General features: G+C 64.1%; 15 protein-coding genes. 3 read left to right on the top strand and 12 right to left on the bottom strand.

Annotated features, from left to right (window positions below):
• Positions 1-35: 35 nt before the first annotated feature.
• The 10 genes from ACV959_RS04640 to ACV959_RS04595 all read right to left on the bottom strand — a co-directional run bounded on the left by ACV959_RS04640 (position 36) and on the right by ACV959_RS04595 (position 8829).
• The gene (locus ACV959_RS04640; RefSeq protein ID WP_475738747.1) at positions 36-1520 is read right to left on the bottom strand and encodes a hypothetical protein; all 1485 of its coding nucleotides are present in this window, start codon (positions 1518-1520) and stop codon (positions 36-38) included.
• 208 nt (positions 1521-1728) lie between these two features.
• On the bottom strand, positions 1729-2046 hold the full coding sequence (locus ACV959_RS04635) for a hypothetical protein (RefSeq protein WP_475738746.1): 318 nt from the start codon (positions 2044-2046) through the stop codon (positions 1729-1731).
• A gap of 281 nt (positions 2047-2327) precedes the next feature.
• Positions 2328-2759, bottom strand: coding sequence for an IS200/IS605 family transposase (gene tnpA, locus ACV959_RS04630; protein ID WP_475737349.1), 432 nt, complete (start codon positions 2757-2759; stop codon positions 2328-2330).
• Between the two features lie 164 nt (positions 2760-2923).
• Positions 2924-3628 carry a pyrimidine 5'-nucleotidase gene (locus ACV959_RS04625; RefSeq protein WP_475738745.1) on the bottom strand — a complete coding sequence of 235 codons (705 nt, stop codon included), beginning with the start codon at positions 3626-3628 and terminating at the stop codon, positions 2924-2926.
• An 88-nt stretch (positions 3629-3716) separates the two neighbouring features.
• Positions 3717-4586 carry an acetylglutamate kinase gene (gene argB, locus ACV959_RS04620; protein WP_475738744.1) on the bottom strand — a complete coding sequence of 290 codons (870 nt, stop codon included), beginning with the start codon at positions 4584-4586 and terminating at the stop codon, positions 3717-3719.
• 71 nt (positions 4587-4657) lie between these two features.
• Positions 4658-5311: a ribosome biogenesis GTP-binding protein YihA/YsxC gene (gene yihA / locus ACV959_RS04615; RefSeq protein ID WP_475738743.1), complete on the bottom strand. Its 654-nt coding sequence runs from the start codon at positions 5309-5311 to the stop codon at positions 4658-4660.
• Between the two features lie 52 nt (positions 5312-5363).
• Positions 5364-7136: a membrane protein insertase YidC gene (yidC, locus tag ACV959_RS04610; protein ID WP_475738742.1), complete on the bottom strand. Its 1773-nt coding sequence runs from the start codon at positions 7134-7136 to the stop codon at positions 5364-5366.
• Entirely contained in the window at positions 7133-7564 is a 432-nt protein-coding gene (gene rnpA / locus ACV959_RS04605) for a ribonuclease P protein component (protein WP_475738741.1), read from the bottom strand. The genes yidC and rnpA overlap by 4 nt, the downstream gene beginning before the upstream one ends.
• A 37-nt stretch (positions 7565-7601) precedes the next feature.
• Positions 7602-7736, bottom strand: a complete 135-nt coding sequence (gene rpmH / locus ACV959_RS04600) for a 50S ribosomal protein L34 (protein WP_475738740.1) — start codon at positions 7734-7736, stop codon at positions 7602-7604.
• Between the two features lie 322 nt (positions 7737-8058).
• On the bottom strand, positions 8059-8829 hold the full coding sequence (locus ACV959_RS04595; protein WP_475738739.1) for a L,D-transpeptidase: 771 nt from the start codon (positions 8827-8829) through the stop codon (positions 8059-8061).
• Between the two features lie 685 nt (positions 8830-9514).
• Here ACV959_RS04595 and ctrA point away from each other — a divergent pair.
• Positions 9515-10216, top strand: a complete 702-nt coding sequence (gene ctrA / locus ACV959_RS04590; protein WP_475738738.1) for a response regulator transcription factor CtrA — start codon at positions 9515-9517, stop codon at positions 10214-10216.
• A gap of 125 nt (positions 10217-10341) precedes the next feature.
• Here the strand turns inward: ctrA and ACV959_RS04585 are convergent, their stop codons facing one another.
• Positions 10342-11142, bottom strand: coding sequence for an enoyl-CoA hydratase (locus ACV959_RS04585; protein WP_475738737.1), 801 nt, complete (start codon positions 11140-11142; stop codon positions 10342-10344).
• A 51-nt stretch (positions 11143-11193) separates the two neighbouring features.
• Positions 11194-11520, bottom strand: coding sequence for a hypothetical protein (locus tag ACV959_RS04580; RefSeq protein ID WP_475738736.1), 327 nt, complete (start codon positions 11518-11520; stop codon positions 11194-11196).
• Between the two features lie 244 nt (positions 11521-11764).
• Here ACV959_RS04580 and ACV959_RS04575 point away from each other — a divergent pair, with 244 nt between their 5' ends.
• Together ACV959_RS04575 and ACV959_RS04570 are read left to right on the top strand one after the other, a co-directional pair.
• Positions 11765-12793 carry an acyltransferase family protein gene (locus ACV959_RS04575; protein ID WP_475738735.1) on the top strand — a complete coding sequence of 343 codons (1029 nt, stop codon included), beginning with the start codon at positions 11765-11767 and terminating at the stop codon, positions 12791-12793.
• 226 nt (positions 12794-13019) lie between these two features.
• Entirely contained in the window at positions 13020-13790 is a 771-nt protein-coding gene (locus ACV959_RS04570) for an SGNH/GDSL hydrolase family protein (protein ID WP_475738734.1), read from the top strand.
• Positions 13791-13814 lie beyond the last annotated feature (24 nt).

Here is a 13814-nt window from a genome sequence, read left to right as displayed (position 1 = left end):
TCGTACGGCGCCGCCGGTCGCGGGCGCCAGATTTGTCAGCTGTTCGAGGCGGCGAGCGTGGGGCCGCCCGCACAGACGCGCCTTGCGAGCGCGCCCCATTTGCGAAAGAGAAGCTCCATGTCCTGGCGCAGCGGCCGGAAGGCGGCGTCCAGATCCATGTCCTGCGCGGCGCGTTCCGCGACGGCGTTGGCGTGGGGCATGCCGAAGCACAGGCGCAGCGCCGCCCGTCCCCCGACGACCACCGGCTGGCCGACGTGGCAGACCCGCGCATATTCCGGCTTCTCGAAGGATCCCGTCGAGGCGCGCAGCGACTCGTAGATCAGACGCGCCTGCGCCGGATCGCCGCGATGCGTCAAAATGGGGAAAATCGTCGCCGGCTTTCCGCCGAGCCGCCAGCATTCGGCGTCGAGGAAATCGAGATCGGCGTTGCCGGCGACGCAACGGCGCGCCGACTCGGCGAAGAGCGCGGCGATGTCGTCCCGCAGCTTGGCGGGGATCGCCGCATAGGCCTCGATCTCGGCGAGCGCGGCCTCCCAGCGCAGGCCCATGCCGAGATTGGCGGGCGCGAAGCCCGTGGCCTCGAAGGCGCCTTCGAAAGTCTGGGGCCAGTCGAGACGCGCCGCATAGGCGGCGAACCCCTCCGGCAACGAGAGCGCGCGCAACCGTTCGGCCTGCTGCGGCGGAATGAGGAGCGCGCCGCAGAAGGGCGGGCCGCCGGCGAATTTCGACCCCGTCACCATGACGAGAAAGCCGGCTGCGAGATCCGCCCTTATCTGATCGAAAGAACAGCGAAGCTGACAGGCGTCGACGAGAACCAGCGCGCGCTCTCCGGCGCTGACCATGATCTCCCGGGCCGCTTTGCGGCTGGGACCGCCGCGGCCCGTCTTCGAGGAATCGAGCAGGTGAAGGAGAGCGGCGCGGCCGGTGCGCAGAGCGTCCGCGACGGCGAGCCCCGCGGCGCGGTCGATCTCGGCGGCGGCGCGTGGACGCCCCGTCGCATCGCGAATGTCGACGCGGCGCAGGACCACCTCGTCCTTCTCCCAGCCGGCGAGCGTCGCTCCGCGCGCGACATGCGGCTCGAAGGCCGCAGTCCCGGCGAAATGCGCCCCCGTGGCGGCGAGCGCGACGCCGCTGCCCGTCTCGTCCGGCGCGACGACGATATTCGCGATGGGACGGCGCAGCAGCGCCTTGGCGACCGCGAGCGCCGCGAGTTCCGCCTCCGTGCCGGAAGCCGTGAGCACGACCTCGACGCCCGGCGCGCCGAACTGCGCGCGAATGCGCGCGCGAATATCGTCGAACCAGCCCGGAAGGTCGGCGTCGTCTTTCGAGAGCGCCTCCAGCGCGCGCTGCGCGGCGGCGTATCCGCGCGGCGAAATCGCCGAGGCGGTCGAGGAGGAAAACCACAGTTCGTCCGGCGCGGGCGGCGTCGGCGTCCCATATCTGTTGCGGCGGGTGATCGGATCCGGCCAGATGCGCTCGTCTCCGCCGGAGACGAGCATCATCTCGAGACGCGACCGCATCGAGCCTGTCCACGTCTGGTCTTTCCGGCCGCTGCCGGAGCCAGGCGCCGGAGCGAAGGCCGCATCCGCTTCTCGTCGCTTCGCTGCGTCTGTCATCACCGCCCGTCGAATCATGCCGCGCGATATCGCGCGGCTTTGATCTTCGCGGCGAACCCTTAACAAAGGTTAACGATAATGGCGGAAGGCGCCCATTTTCGCGTCGACGCCGTCACCAATGCGGCGCGGGATGCGGACGGTGCGGACGGTGGTGCGGGGCATGATAGGGGTTCATATGCTTGCGCTCCGTATGTGGACACGGATTGCGCCAATGACGAATGCCTTTCGTGTGGTGCCCCGGAGACGTGGTGACGAAGCACCCCCCGCCGTGATGAGATCCGCGATGCGCCCCGCCGTGCCCATGCGACTCGTGCAGAAAGGCGGTCTTCACGCCTTCCGCGGCCGAAACCGGCGCAGCCCCTGCGAGGACGAGCCCGAGTAAGAGCCCGACAGCGGGAATCGCGAATGACGCGCGTGCGAAAGTATTCATGACGTTCCTCCCGAGATGGTTATGGGCGCGGGCCGGGGAGGCCTGCTTCCCTTGTCACAAGAGAGGTAGGTCGAAGGGACTTCAGCCGCATGGCGCCAATAAAAGGAAATTGAATGGCGCCAAAGCCTCGAGGAAATGCGACGTGGTTTGATTTCCCTCTGCGGAACAGTAAGTATCCCCCGGCAAAGCCGGGGGCTTTATGATGTGAGCCGCTCATAGCGGCTGCGGGGTCGCTGACGCGGCCCCGATTTCTTTTGCCGCCTACAGGCGGCTGCTTAACGTCAACGCCACAGGTTCAACCGCTCCAATCGGGCGTCTTCGAGTTCCTGGTTGCGGATATATTCCCGGATCCCCTGTTCGTCCCGACCCACGGTCGAGACGAAATATCCCCGCGCCCAAAAATGCTGACCCACGAAATTGCGCCGACGTTCCGCATAAACCCGCGCCATATGGATCGCGCTCTTGCCCTTGATGTATCCCACCACCTGGGACACCGCGAATTTCGGAGGGATCGAGATCATCATGTGAACATGGTCGGGCATCAAATGCCCCTCCTCGATCCGGCTCTCCTTCTGCGCGGCCAGTTTCTTGAACACTTCCCCGAGGTGACGCCGAAGTTCGCCATACAGCGCTTTCCTGCGACATTTGGGAATGAACACAACGTGGTATTTGCAGTCCCATCGCGTGTGACTTAAGCTCTCATAATCGTCCATCGTCGGATTTCCCTATCGTGTGCTTGGCGGCTCACGACTGGAAATGTCGACGGTGGACTGCTGAAAACGTCAAACTTCTACTGCCACCCCGGCTAAGCCGGGGGATCTCCCTGACGGTTTAGAGCAAAAAATCAGTTTGGCGCGACCGCGCCTCGCGCGCAAGTTCAGCCCCGCGCCGCGATGTCGTCCAAAAACCCCACGAGATCATCCGTCGCGAAATCGATATGCGGCTCGTCGCCTTGCGCGATCTCCCAGGTCTCGCGCTCGACATTCTCGCCCGCCCCCGGGCGCACCAGCACGGTCGTCATGCCGCGTCTGTGCGGCACGACGAGGTTGCGCGGAATGTCCTCGAACAGCGCCGCGCGCGCCGGGTCCACCTTCAGATGGCGGAAGAAACGCTCATAGGCGCCCTCCTCCGGCTTAGCGATGAAATCGGCGGCGATGATGTCGAAGATGTCGTCGAAAAGATGGTCGATCCCGAGCTGTTTCGCCGTCGCGATGGCGTGGTGCCGCGAGCCGTTGGTGAGGATCAGCTTGCGGCCAGGCAGCGCCGCGATCGCCGCCGCGAGCGAGTGATTGGGGTCGAGCGACGAGCGGTCGATGTCGTGCACATAGTCGAGATAATGCTCGGCGTCGATGTCGTGCTCCTCCATCAGCCCGCGCAGCGTCGTGCCGTAACGCAGATAATAATGCTTCTGCAACGCGCGCAGCGAAATCGCGTCGAGTCCAAACATGCGCATCATGAAGAGGGTGATGCGCGCATCGATTTTGGGCCAGAGATCGGCCGTCTGCGGATAGAGCGTGTTGTCGAGATCGAACACCCATGTGTCGATGTGCGAGAACCGGCCGTTCGGATGCGCGTCGCTCATGCGGCGGCGACCTCCCCCATCGTCATGGCCGGTCCCGCCCCGGCCATTACGGGAGGCTGGTTGCGCCGCGAATCGTTCCGGCGCCGCTTCACCGCGTGATCAGCGTGCCGGCGCCGTGGTCGGTCAGCAGCTCGATCAACACCGCATGCGGCAGCTTGCCGTCGAGGATGACGACGCCCTCGACGCCGCGCTCGATCGCGTACATGCAGGTCTCGACCTTGGGGATCATGCCGCCGGTGATCGTGCCGTCGGCGATAAGGCCGGGAATGTCGGCGACTCTCAGTTCGCGGATCAGTTCCCTGTTCTTGTCGAGCACGCCCGGAACGTCAGTCAGGAATATGAGACGCTTCGCCCCGAGCGCGCCCGCGATGGCGCCCGCGAACGTATCGGCGTTGATGTTGAAGCTCGCGCCGCCCGGCCCCTGCGCGACAGGCGCCAGCACGGGGATAAGCTCGCGGCCGAGCACCTGGTCGAGCACCGTCGTGTCGACCTTGTCGGGTTCGCCCACATAACCGAGATCGACGCCGTCCGGACGTTCGAGCTTCTTGGCCGTCAGCAGTCGGCCGTCCTTGCCCGTGAGGCCGATGGCGCGGCCGCCTTCGGAATTGATGTAGCCGACGATCTGCTTGTTGATCGCGCCGGCCAGCACCATTTCGACGATGCCCATGGTCTCGCCGTCGGTGATGCGCAACCCGTCGGCGAAACGCGACTCGACGCCGAGACGTTTCAGCATGGCGCCAATCTGCGGGCCGCCGCCGTGCACGACGACGGGGTTCACGCCGGACTGCTCGAGCAGCACCATGTCGCGCGAGAAATTGCGCGCGACTTCGTCGTCGCCCATAGCGTGGCCGCCGTATTTCACCACGACGATGGCGTCGTCGTAGCGCAGCATGTGCGGCAGCGCCTGCATGAGGATGCGGGCCTGTGCGAGCGCGCTTTCGGCGGAGTCGGCAGTCATGGCGGTGGCCTCTCGGGAAGAACCCGCAGAGCGTCGCGGGCGACTCACCTAGACCGGAGTTTCCGTCGCTTTCAAGCGTTTCGTTCAGCGAGAAGCCGGGCGACCGCGCCACGCAGGGCGGCGACGCCTTCGCCGGAATGCGACGAGGTGAAAATGATCTCGGGATAGGCGGCGGGACGTCTGGCGAGCGCGGCCGCCGTCGCCGCGACGACGTCCTCGCGCTCGGAAATTTTCAATTCGTCGTGTTTGGTGAGGATCGCCTGATAGGAAACCGCGGATTGATCGAGGAGATTTAGCATTTCCTCGTCGACGGATTTCACGCCGCGCCGCCCGTCGATCAGCACGAAGACGCGGGCGAGCGTCGCGCGGCCGCGCAGGTAATCGCGCATCAACGCGCCCCAACTCGCGACCTTCTCCTTGCCGACCGCGGCATAGCCGTAGCCGGGCATGTCCACGAGACGCAGGCGCTCGGCCCCCGGCGGGCCGCCGAGCGCGAAGAAATTCAGCTGCTGCGTGCGACCGGGCGTATGCGAGACGCGCGCGAGCGTCTTCCGGTTCGTCAATGCGTTGAGCAGGGAGGACTTGCCGACGTTGGAGCGGCCGGCGAACGCGATTTCAGGCGGGCCGAGCGGCGGTAGGTCCGACGCTCTGGCGCTGGCGAAAATGAATTCGCAGGGGCCGGCGAAGAGACGGCGGCCATCCTCAAGGAAATCGGGCTCTGTCATGATGTCCAAAAGTCGGCGGCCGGAGCGTCGCCGCCCCGGCCGCCGGAATTCGTCACGCGAGCCCGAAGGACTTGCGGAGATTGTCCCATAATTCGAACTTCACGCCGGCGCGCTTCATGATCACGCCCTGCTGAACGATCGACAGCAGATTGTTCCATGACCAGTAGATGATGAGACCGGAGGCGAAGCTGCCCATGGTGAAAGTGAACATCACCGGCATCCAGGCGAACATAGTCTTTTGGATTTCGTCCGTCGGCTCCGGGTTCATCTTCATCTGCAGCCACATGGTCACGCCCATCACGAGCGGCCATACGCCCAGCGACAGATAGGGGCCGAAGAAGGCGACGTGCGTGGGGTCGAAGGGCAGCAGACCGAAGAGATTGAAGACGTTGGTTGGGTCCGGCGCGGACAGATCCTTGATCCAGCCGAAGAAAGGCGCGTGGCGCATTTCGATCGTGACCACGAGCACTTTGTAGAGCGAGAAGAAGACCGGGATCTGAAGCAGCACCGGAAGACAGCCGCTCGCTGGATTCACCTTCTCGCGCTTGTATAGCTCCATCTGCGCCATGTTGAAGGCATGCTTGTCGTCACCGTATTTTTCCTTCAGCTCTTTGATCTTGGGCTGAATCTCCTTCATCTTGGCGATCGACTTGTAGCTCTTGTTCGCGAGCGGCAGGAAGGCGAGTTTCACGATGACCGTCACGGCCAGGATCGCGAGGCCGAAATTGCCGAGCACACGATAGAGGAAGTCGATCAACCGGAACATCGGCCGGGTGATGAAATAGAACCAGCCCCAGTCGATCAGGAGGTCAAAACGCTTCAACCCGGGATTCGCCTTGTAACCGTCGAGCGTGTCGACTTCCTTGGCTCCGGCGAAGACATAGGTCGTGGTCTCGGCGGTCGCGCCGGGCTCGACCGTCTTCGGCTCGCTCACCGTGTCGGCCTGGTACGTCTTGGTCGTCCCGCCCATGGCGATATAGCGGGCCTCGATCGCCGCATTCTGGTCCGGCGCGACGACGGCGCCCCAATATTTGTCTGTGAAACCAACCCAGCCGCCGACGCCCTTGAAGGTCTTGGTGGCGTTGGGCTCCTTCTCGATCTTGTCGTAGGTGACTTCCTGCCCGACGTCGCCGACGACGCCGACGAAGCCCTCATGCAGCGCGGCGTAGCCCGCAGACGGCGGATGGCCGATGCGGCTTACGCGCGAGAAAGTGAAGAGCGAGACCGGCTTGCCCGACTTGTTCTCCACACTGTCCTTGACGGTGAAGAGATATTCGTCATCGACCGAAATGACGCGTTTGAAGACAAGGCCCTGGCCATTGTCCCAGGAGAGCGTCAGCGGTTTCGAAGGGGTGAGTTTGTCGCCGTCTGCGGTCCACAGCGTCTCTGTCGTCGGCAGAAGCGGCGCATTCTCCGTTTCGGCGGTGAGATAGCCGAGTTCCGCATAATAGGGATCGGGCCCCTCCTCCGGCGAGAGAAGGGTGATGATCGGACTCGCGGGATCGACCGTCTGATGGTACGCCTTAAGCGACACATCGTCGATGCGCGCGCCTTTCAGCGCGATCGAGCCGGAAAGCGAGCGCGTGTCGATGGCGACGCGCGGGCTCGCGGCGAGGGCGTCGGCGCGCGAGCGGAATACCGGCTTCGCCGGCGCCGCCGCCTTGTCCGGCGCCCCGAGCTTCGGAATCTTCGCCATGCGCTGCTGTTCGGAAAGAGCCTGCTTCTGCCTGTCCATCTCTGGAAAGGCGTAGAAGTAGTCCCACAGCCCGATGAAAATCAGCGAGAGCGCCGCGGCCATGAGCATGTTTTTCGTATTTTCAGTCATGACGCCGCAGGCCTGTCTTTCTGTTTGCGCCGGGCGTTCGCGGCATGGCGCTCATCGAGCCGCGCGAACCCTTCGGCCATTTGAGTGACGATATCGGCGAATGGCGCGTCGAGCGCCTCTCGCCGGGCGACAAACACGTAGTCCCGTCCGGGCCGCGCGCCAAGGTCTCCGCCGACGCGAAGCGCTTCCTTAAGGCGTCGGCGAATGCGGTTGCGCCCCACGGCGCCCGCCACTTTCTTCGTGACGGTGAAACCGAACCGTGCTTCGCGAGACCCTTCGTCGGGCTGACGGGCGGCCATCTGAAGCGTGAACAGACGCGCAGAAAAACGCGCGCCGACTTTCGACGCGCGCAGGAACTCCTGTCGCCGGCGCAAACGCGCCAGCTTTTTGGCTTTCGACTGCTCTTCGGCGGGGGCGTCCGTCGTCATTCTCCGTCCGCCTTTCCGTCGATCCGCCTGGCCGACCTCAGGCCGACAGGCGCTTGCGGCCGCGCGCGCGGCGCGTCGCGATCACTTTGCGGCCGCCGACGGTCGCCATGCGAGCGCGGAAGCCATGACGGCGTTTGCGCACGATTTTGGAGGGCTGATAAGTCCTTTTCACCGTTCTTCTCCGCTGGCGGAAGAGCGATCGCTCGCCCTTGCGCTCTCGATTGTCGTTTCTTGCCCTCGGCTCTCGCGCATCGGGCGGAATAAGGCGCGGGCGCTTACGGCGACCGCTAAACGAGCCGCCACAAAGCATTCGCCGCCCCTTTCGGAGCGGCGCCGCTGGCAGGCATATAGGAGAAAGCCGCGGCCGTAGTCAATGCGGCGAACCCATGGTTTTCGGCCAAAGGCCGGGCGTCGTCCGTCTCGGGTCCAACTCTCGCGCAACGCAACCCGCAGCTCGGCCGGCGATCGCCGCGAGGAACGCCCGGGCGCGCGAGTCACCGCTGGGCCAGCTTCTCCACCGGCTGCGCGCCGCGCGAACCAAGCACCACGACCCGGGCGCCCGGCTGAACCTTGTTGTAAAGGTCGATCGCGTCCTGGTTGATCATGCGAATGCAGCCGGAGGACTCGCTGTGGCCAATGGTCCAGGGCTCGTTGGTGCCGTGGATGCGGAACAGCGTATCCTTGTCGCCCTGCCAGAGATACATGGCCCGGGCGCCCAGCGGGTTGCCGGGGCCGCCGCGCATGCCCTCGCCGCTCTGCAGCTTGACCATTTTGGCCTTGAGGTCGGGACGGCGCTCGATCATTTCCTTGGGCGGATACCAGTCCGGCCACTCCTGCTTGTTCTTGATCGTCGCCTCGCCGGACCAGATGAAACCCTCGCGGCCCACGCCGACCCCGTAGCGGGTCGCCCGACCGCCGCCCTCAACGAAATAAAGGAAGTGATTCGCCGGATCGACGACGACCGTTCCCGGCGGCTCCCTGGTCGCATAAACGACATTCTTGCGCAGGAACTGCGGGTTGATCTGACTGAGCTTCACGGCCGGGACGATATGCTCGCCGTCCCTCGTCTCGCCATAAATCGCGCTATGCTTAAGCTCGGCGGTTTCGGGAACCGCCGCTGCATTGTGGATCGCGGATTCGAGCGGTTCAGGCTTCGGCGAGGCGATGGCGACCGCATCGTCGACCGCGCTCCGGGTCGAATTACAGCCGGCGAGGCCAGCGGCGGCGAAAGCGAGCGCCACGACGGCGCGGGTCGGAGAATCCATCTTGGATCGTCTCGCATTGGAGGAGCGGCATTTTTCATATTAGGAAAAAATGGGGCCGCGCGGTATTGCCGAAATGACACGGTCCGGCCGGAGAAGCGCGACGCCGTCGACCGAAGCCGGCGGCGAGACGCCCTCGCGAAGGACCGGCCGCCTAAACGGCGGATTTTGGCGACGCACCTGCTAGCGCGGCCGGCCCTGCGGCCCAAAGAGGCGTCAGAAAAAGCGGGCGGGTAAAATTCTGCAAAGTCCGGAAAGCTGAAATTTGCCCAGCTTTCATCATTTTGTCGCCAGACCGACGCCGCGATGAAGGCCGATTCGGGCGCCTTCCCAACCGCGCGAGACGGCCGTCGACCCGTGGCGTAATGCAAGCCGCAAATTCTCCCGATTGCAACTTTTTGCCTTTGCGCCTTGGAGTCGCGAGGGCGTATAGATTGGGAACAGTCGTGATTCGAGCGGCTGCTTCAGCATCCTTCTCTGTAGCGTCCAGGCGTTTTCCCGCATGCGAGACCCGAATTAAGATTTTGGGCCGGATTGCGGGTGCAAGTGAAGGTTTATTAACCAATTCCGCTTACCGTCGACACTAGACGGGAAGAGTTGCGGCCGGGTCTCTCGCCTGCCGCAGGCGCGCGCAAATATAGCGTGACGTCGCCCTTGACGATTCGATGGAGCTCGGTGGGGAACCAACATGCGCGTTTTATTGATCGAAGACGACAGCGCGACGGCTCAGAGCATCGAGCTCATGCTCAAATCCGAGAATTTCAACGTCTATACGACGGATCTCGGCGAGGAAGGCATCGACCTCGGCAAGCTCTATGATTACGACATCATCCTTCTCGACCTGAACCTCCCGGACATGTCGGGCTATGAGGTTCTGCGCACGCTGCGCGTCGCGAAAGTGAAGACGCCCATCCTCATTCTTTCCGGCCTCGCCGGCATCGAGGACAAGGTGAAGGGCCTCGGCTTCGGCGCCGACGACTATCTGACCAAGCCTTTCCACAAGGACGAACTCGTCGCCCGCATTCACGCCATCGTCCGCCGCTCCAAGGGCCATGCGCAGTCGGTCATCACGACGGGCGATCTCGTCGTCAACCTCGACCAGAAGACCGTCGAAGTGGGCGGCGCCCGCGTTCATCTGACGGGCAAGGAATATCAGATGCTCGAGCTGCTCTCGCTGCGAAAGGGCACCACGCTCACCAAAGAGATGTTCCTCAATCATCTTTACGGCGGCATGGACGAGCCGGAACTCAAGATCATCGACGTTTTCATTTGCAAACTGCGCAAGAAGCTCGCCAACGCCAGCGACGGACGCAACTACATCGAAACAGTCTGGGGCCGCGGCTATGTGCTGCGCGAGCCCAACGAAGCCGACGAGCGCATCACCGCGTAAGCGAAACGAAAAAGGCGGCGCATGAAAAAGGCCATGCCCGGGCGCATGGCCTTTTCCTTTTCCGTTTCGCAGCGTCACGTCATCGCGCGGGCGGTTCCGACGTCCCCGATCGGCTACGACGCGGACTATTTCCCCTCGAAGCGCGGCGCGCGCTTCTCCAGGAACGCCGCGCGTCCTTCCAGATAATCGGCGCTGTCGAAACATTGCGCGGCGAGGGTCTCGCATTCCGCGGGCGCCGGCGCGTTCGGCAATTGCGCGGCGGCGCGGATGGCGGCCTTGGCGGCTTTCAGCGTCAGCGGGGCGTTGCCGGCGATCGTCTCGGCGAGTTCGTCCACCGCGCCCTCGAAACTCTCCGGCTCGAGAAGACGCGCAATGAAGCCGATCTCCAGCGCTTCCCGGGCGGTCATGCGCCGGGCCGTGAAGAACAGGTCGAGCGCCTGCTGCGCGCCGACCGCCGCCACCACATATCGCATGGCGGAGGGCGGATAGCCGACGCCGAGACGCGCCGCGGGAACGCCGAAAACTGCGCCCTGCTGCGCCACGCGGAGGTCGCATACGGCGGCGATCCCCATGCCGCCGCCCATGCAAAAGCCGGAGATCGCCGCAATCGTCGGCTTCGAGCAGGCGGAAATGGCGTCGAAGGCCTCGACATTGGCCTGCTCATAGGCGCGCCCGCCCGCGCTTGTCGCGCGAACGGTCGCAAACTCGGAAATGTCCGCGCCGGCGCAGAAGGGCAATCCCGGCGCGCCGCTGACGATCACGACTCGCGTCTCAGGATCGGCGTCGATCGCCGCCATCAACGGCGGCAGGGCGCGCCACATGTCGAGATCAAAGGCGTTGCGCTTCGCGCCATTGTCGATGAAGAGGCGCGCGACGCCTCGCTCGACGTCGACGCGAAGTTTCGAAGACGGTGAAACGATGGCCATGCGGCTCTCTAGCAAGAGAAGCGCCCGAAAGGCTAGCCTCGCGCGCCGCCCTCAGGGCGCGACGCGGTAATCCTCCTTGCCGTCGCCGCGCAGGAGGGAAACGATCTGTTCGACGCCGCCGGAGTCGCGCCATTTGGCGTTGCAGAGCGTCGGGCCACAAACGATCTCTGGAAAGCGATAGAGCGGCGTTCCTTTCGCGGTCTTGAGCCCGTATTTGACGTCCGGCTTCCAGCCCTTGGCGAGCAATGTCTGGCGAAGGTCGCGATAGCCTTCCCCGGCCGCCGGCGCCTCCTGCGCGCGGGCGGCGTGCGCGGCGACGAGCGCCGCCACGCCCGCGCCGAATAGCCGGCCGGCCGTCTTCTTTTGCGATTTCTGCATCTCTACCCCCTTGATTTCGGACCCGAAGCGAATCGGCGCGCGCCGCTTCGAGGCGGCGGGATTTGAGCCTTGCTTTGGGGTCAAACTGCGACGGGCGCCGCGCTCGGCCCCGGGAGGCCCGCGACGACTCGCCACAGGCGCGCAAGGCCGATCGCGACCTCCTGCCACAGGGCGCGCCGACGGGAAGCGGTTATGGTCCCTCATCGCCGGCCGATGGTTACCCGTGCGACGCAATGGAGTGGCCATGACGGTCGAATCGGACAAATTCGCCGCGCCGGGCGCGCTGAGAATGGCGCTGGCTTTCGCGGTCTTCGTTCATCACACGACGCTCTTCAACCTCGGCATGTCCGCGGTGCTGATTTTCTTCGTGCTGAGCGGCTACTGGGTCGCGGTCATGTGGCGGAAGACCTATTCGAAGACGGCGTGGTCCTATTTCACTTTCCTCGTCTCGCGGATGTGGCGGGTCGTCCCCGTCTTCGCGCTATGCTCGGCGATCACTTGGGCGTTGCTGGTCTTGCGGGGCGCCGCGCCGGAGAACGCCGGAGGCGCCCTGCACCAGATTCTCTCCAATGTCATGATCCTCGGCTATAATTCATTGTCCTATCAGGCGAATGTGCCGGGCTGGTCGCTCGACATGGAGATGCAGTTCTATCTCATCGCGCCGCTGCTGATCTTCCTGGTCGCCAAGAATGTTTATGTTTTGCTCGGCTGCGTCGCGCTCTCGCTGCTGTCTCAAAAGCTCGGCGGGCCGACGAGCGTTCTGACGTTTCTTTACTTCTTCGGCATCGGCGTCGCCTCCGCCCTTCACGACCTGCGGCCAAGTCGCAGGCTTGCCTATGGCGCCCTTTTCGCCGCGCTCGCGGTGATGGCCGTCTGCGCCGCTATTCTGACGAAGAACCTCATGCTGGGCGGCGGAACGGCAGGCGCGCCCCTCCTCGCCTTCAGCGGAAAGACGAACCTTCTCATCGCCGTGCTGATGACGCCCTTCGCGCTCTATACGACGCGTCAGACGAGCGGCGCGGCCGACCGGATGTTCGGCGAACTCTCCTACATCTTCTATCTGCTGCACTGGCCCGTCATCGGCGCGCTGGGCACGGGCGAAGGCGGCTATCTCCAGCGCCTCTTCCTCTGCACGGAAGCCGTCGCGCTCATTCTCGCGCTGTCGTTTCTCATCTGGCGGCTCTTCGACCGTCCCATCGGTAAGCGGCGTTCGGCCTGGGTGTCCGGCCGTCTGATCTCCCTCGAGCCCGCCCTGCAGCCGCTGGCTGCCTGACCCCGCACGACGCCGGAAATCCCATGCGCCGGGGAAGCAATTCCCCGGCGCATTGTTTTCGCGTAGAAAATTCGCCCTCGCTCCCCCTCCGCAAATCGACTTGCCGCGGTATGGCGCCGCCGGAGCAAAGCTGTTAGCTTCCGGCCCGCCGTGGCTCCATGGCCGCGGCGGCCGGTGGCCGGTCGTCCGCCGCGCCCGAACGCCGTCGACGTCACGAGGGTTTGCAATGCTCCTGCCCGGCCTGCAGCGCGCCTTCGTCATCTTCGCAGTGACGAGCGGCCTGTCGCTGATGAGCCTGAAGCGCACGGACCAACCGTCAGTGGCTTGTTCCGTCGCCAATGGCGGCGCGGACGACTATCGCGTGCTGGTCGTGGGGGAAAGCTGGGCGTCGGACGGGAAAATCTTCCCCGAATTGCCCCAAGCCGTCTCGAAGCGCCTCGGCGGCCGCGGCGTTAAGGCGTGCAGCATCGGATTTAATGGCCGCAACTCTCGCCTGCTCTATTCGGAGTTGCGCGAGAAATTCCCTAAATACAAGCTTTATTCGCTTTACGAGGGAATGGTTCCCCACAAGGTCATTCTCATGACTGGCGTCAATGACGAAATCCAGCATGTCGGCGCTTCGGCCTACGTCGAATTCACCAAGAAACTCGTGGAATATTTCTCGGACGCCGACGATGTCGAAGTCATTTCGATTCCGCGCGTCAACGAGCGCTGGTTCAAACCGCCGAATCTGTTCAGCCGCATGAAGCGCAACATTTTGCGCTGCGTGTACGACGGCTGCGATTTCCAGGTGAACGACGTATACCGCGTGGCGCTCTGGCGCGACCACCCCGATCTACACATACTTGAATTCGACGACTTCATCGACAAGTTCGAAGGGCACGAAGAATACTATCTGTTCGATGGCGTGCATCTCACCGACGAATACTACCACAAATACGGAGCCTTCATCGGCGGCGCCATGACCTTGCCCGCAAAAGCGAGCCAGCGGAATTAGGCGCTTTCCTGTTATAAGCGCTCA

The organism is Methylocystis sp. Se48 (assembly GCF_056269425.1).
The sequence above is the reverse complement of the archived record's forward strand: the minus strand, read 5'-3'. Positions and strand labels throughout refer to the sequence as shown.

Coding starts and splice junctions, on each gene's coding strand:
- yihA (WP_475738743.1), bottom strand. CDS start 5,311: ATGACAGAGCCCGATTTCCTTGAGGATGGCCGCCGTCTCTTCGCCGGC.
- ACV959_RS04575 (WP_475738735.1), top strand. CDS start 11,765: ATGACGGTCGAATCGGACAAATTCGCCGCGCCGGGCGCGCTGAGAATG.
- ACV959_RS04570 (WP_475738734.1), top strand. CDS start 13,020: ATGCTCCTGCCCGGCCTGCAGCGCGCCTTCGTCATCTTCGCAGTGACG.
- ACV959_RS04635 (WP_475738746.1), bottom strand. CDS start 2,046: ATGAATACTTTCGCACGCGCGTCATTCGCGATTCCCGCTGTCGGGCTC.
- ACV959_RS04595 (WP_475738739.1), bottom strand. CDS start 8,829: ATGGATTCTCCGACCCGCGCCGTCGTGGCGCTCGCTTTCGCCGCCGCT.
- ctrA (WP_475738738.1), top strand. CDS start 9,515: ATGCGCGTTTTATTGATCGAAGACGACAGCGCGACGGCTCAGAGCATC.
- rnpA (WP_475738741.1), bottom strand. CDS start 7,564: ATGACGACGGACGCCCCCGCCGAAGAGCAGTCGAAAGCCAAAAAGCTG.
- ACV959_RS04585 (WP_475738737.1), bottom strand. CDS start 11,142: ATGGCCATCGTTTCACCGTCTTCGAAACTTCGCGTCGACGTCGAGCGA.
- ACV959_RS04625 (WP_475738745.1), bottom strand. CDS start 3,628: ATGAGCGACGCGCATCCGAACGGCCGGTTCTCGCACATCGACACATGG.
- yidC (WP_475738742.1), bottom strand. CDS start 7,136: ATGACTGAAAATACGAAAAACATGCTCATGGCCGCGGCGCTCTCGCTG.
- argB (WP_475738744.1), bottom strand. CDS start 4,586: ATGACTGCCGACTCCGCCGAAAGCGCGCTCGCACAGGCCCGCATCCTC.
- ACV959_RS04640 (WP_475738747.1), bottom strand. CDS start 1,520: ATGCGGTCGCGTCTCGAGATGATGCTCGTCTCCGGCGGAGACGAGCGC.
- ACV959_RS04580 (WP_475738736.1), bottom strand. CDS start 11,520: ATGCAGAAATCGCAAAAGAAGACGGCCGGCCGGCTATTCGGCGCGGGC.
- tnpA (WP_475737349.1), bottom strand. CDS start 2,759: ATGGACGATTATGAGAGCTTAAGTCACACGCGATGGGACTGCAAATAC.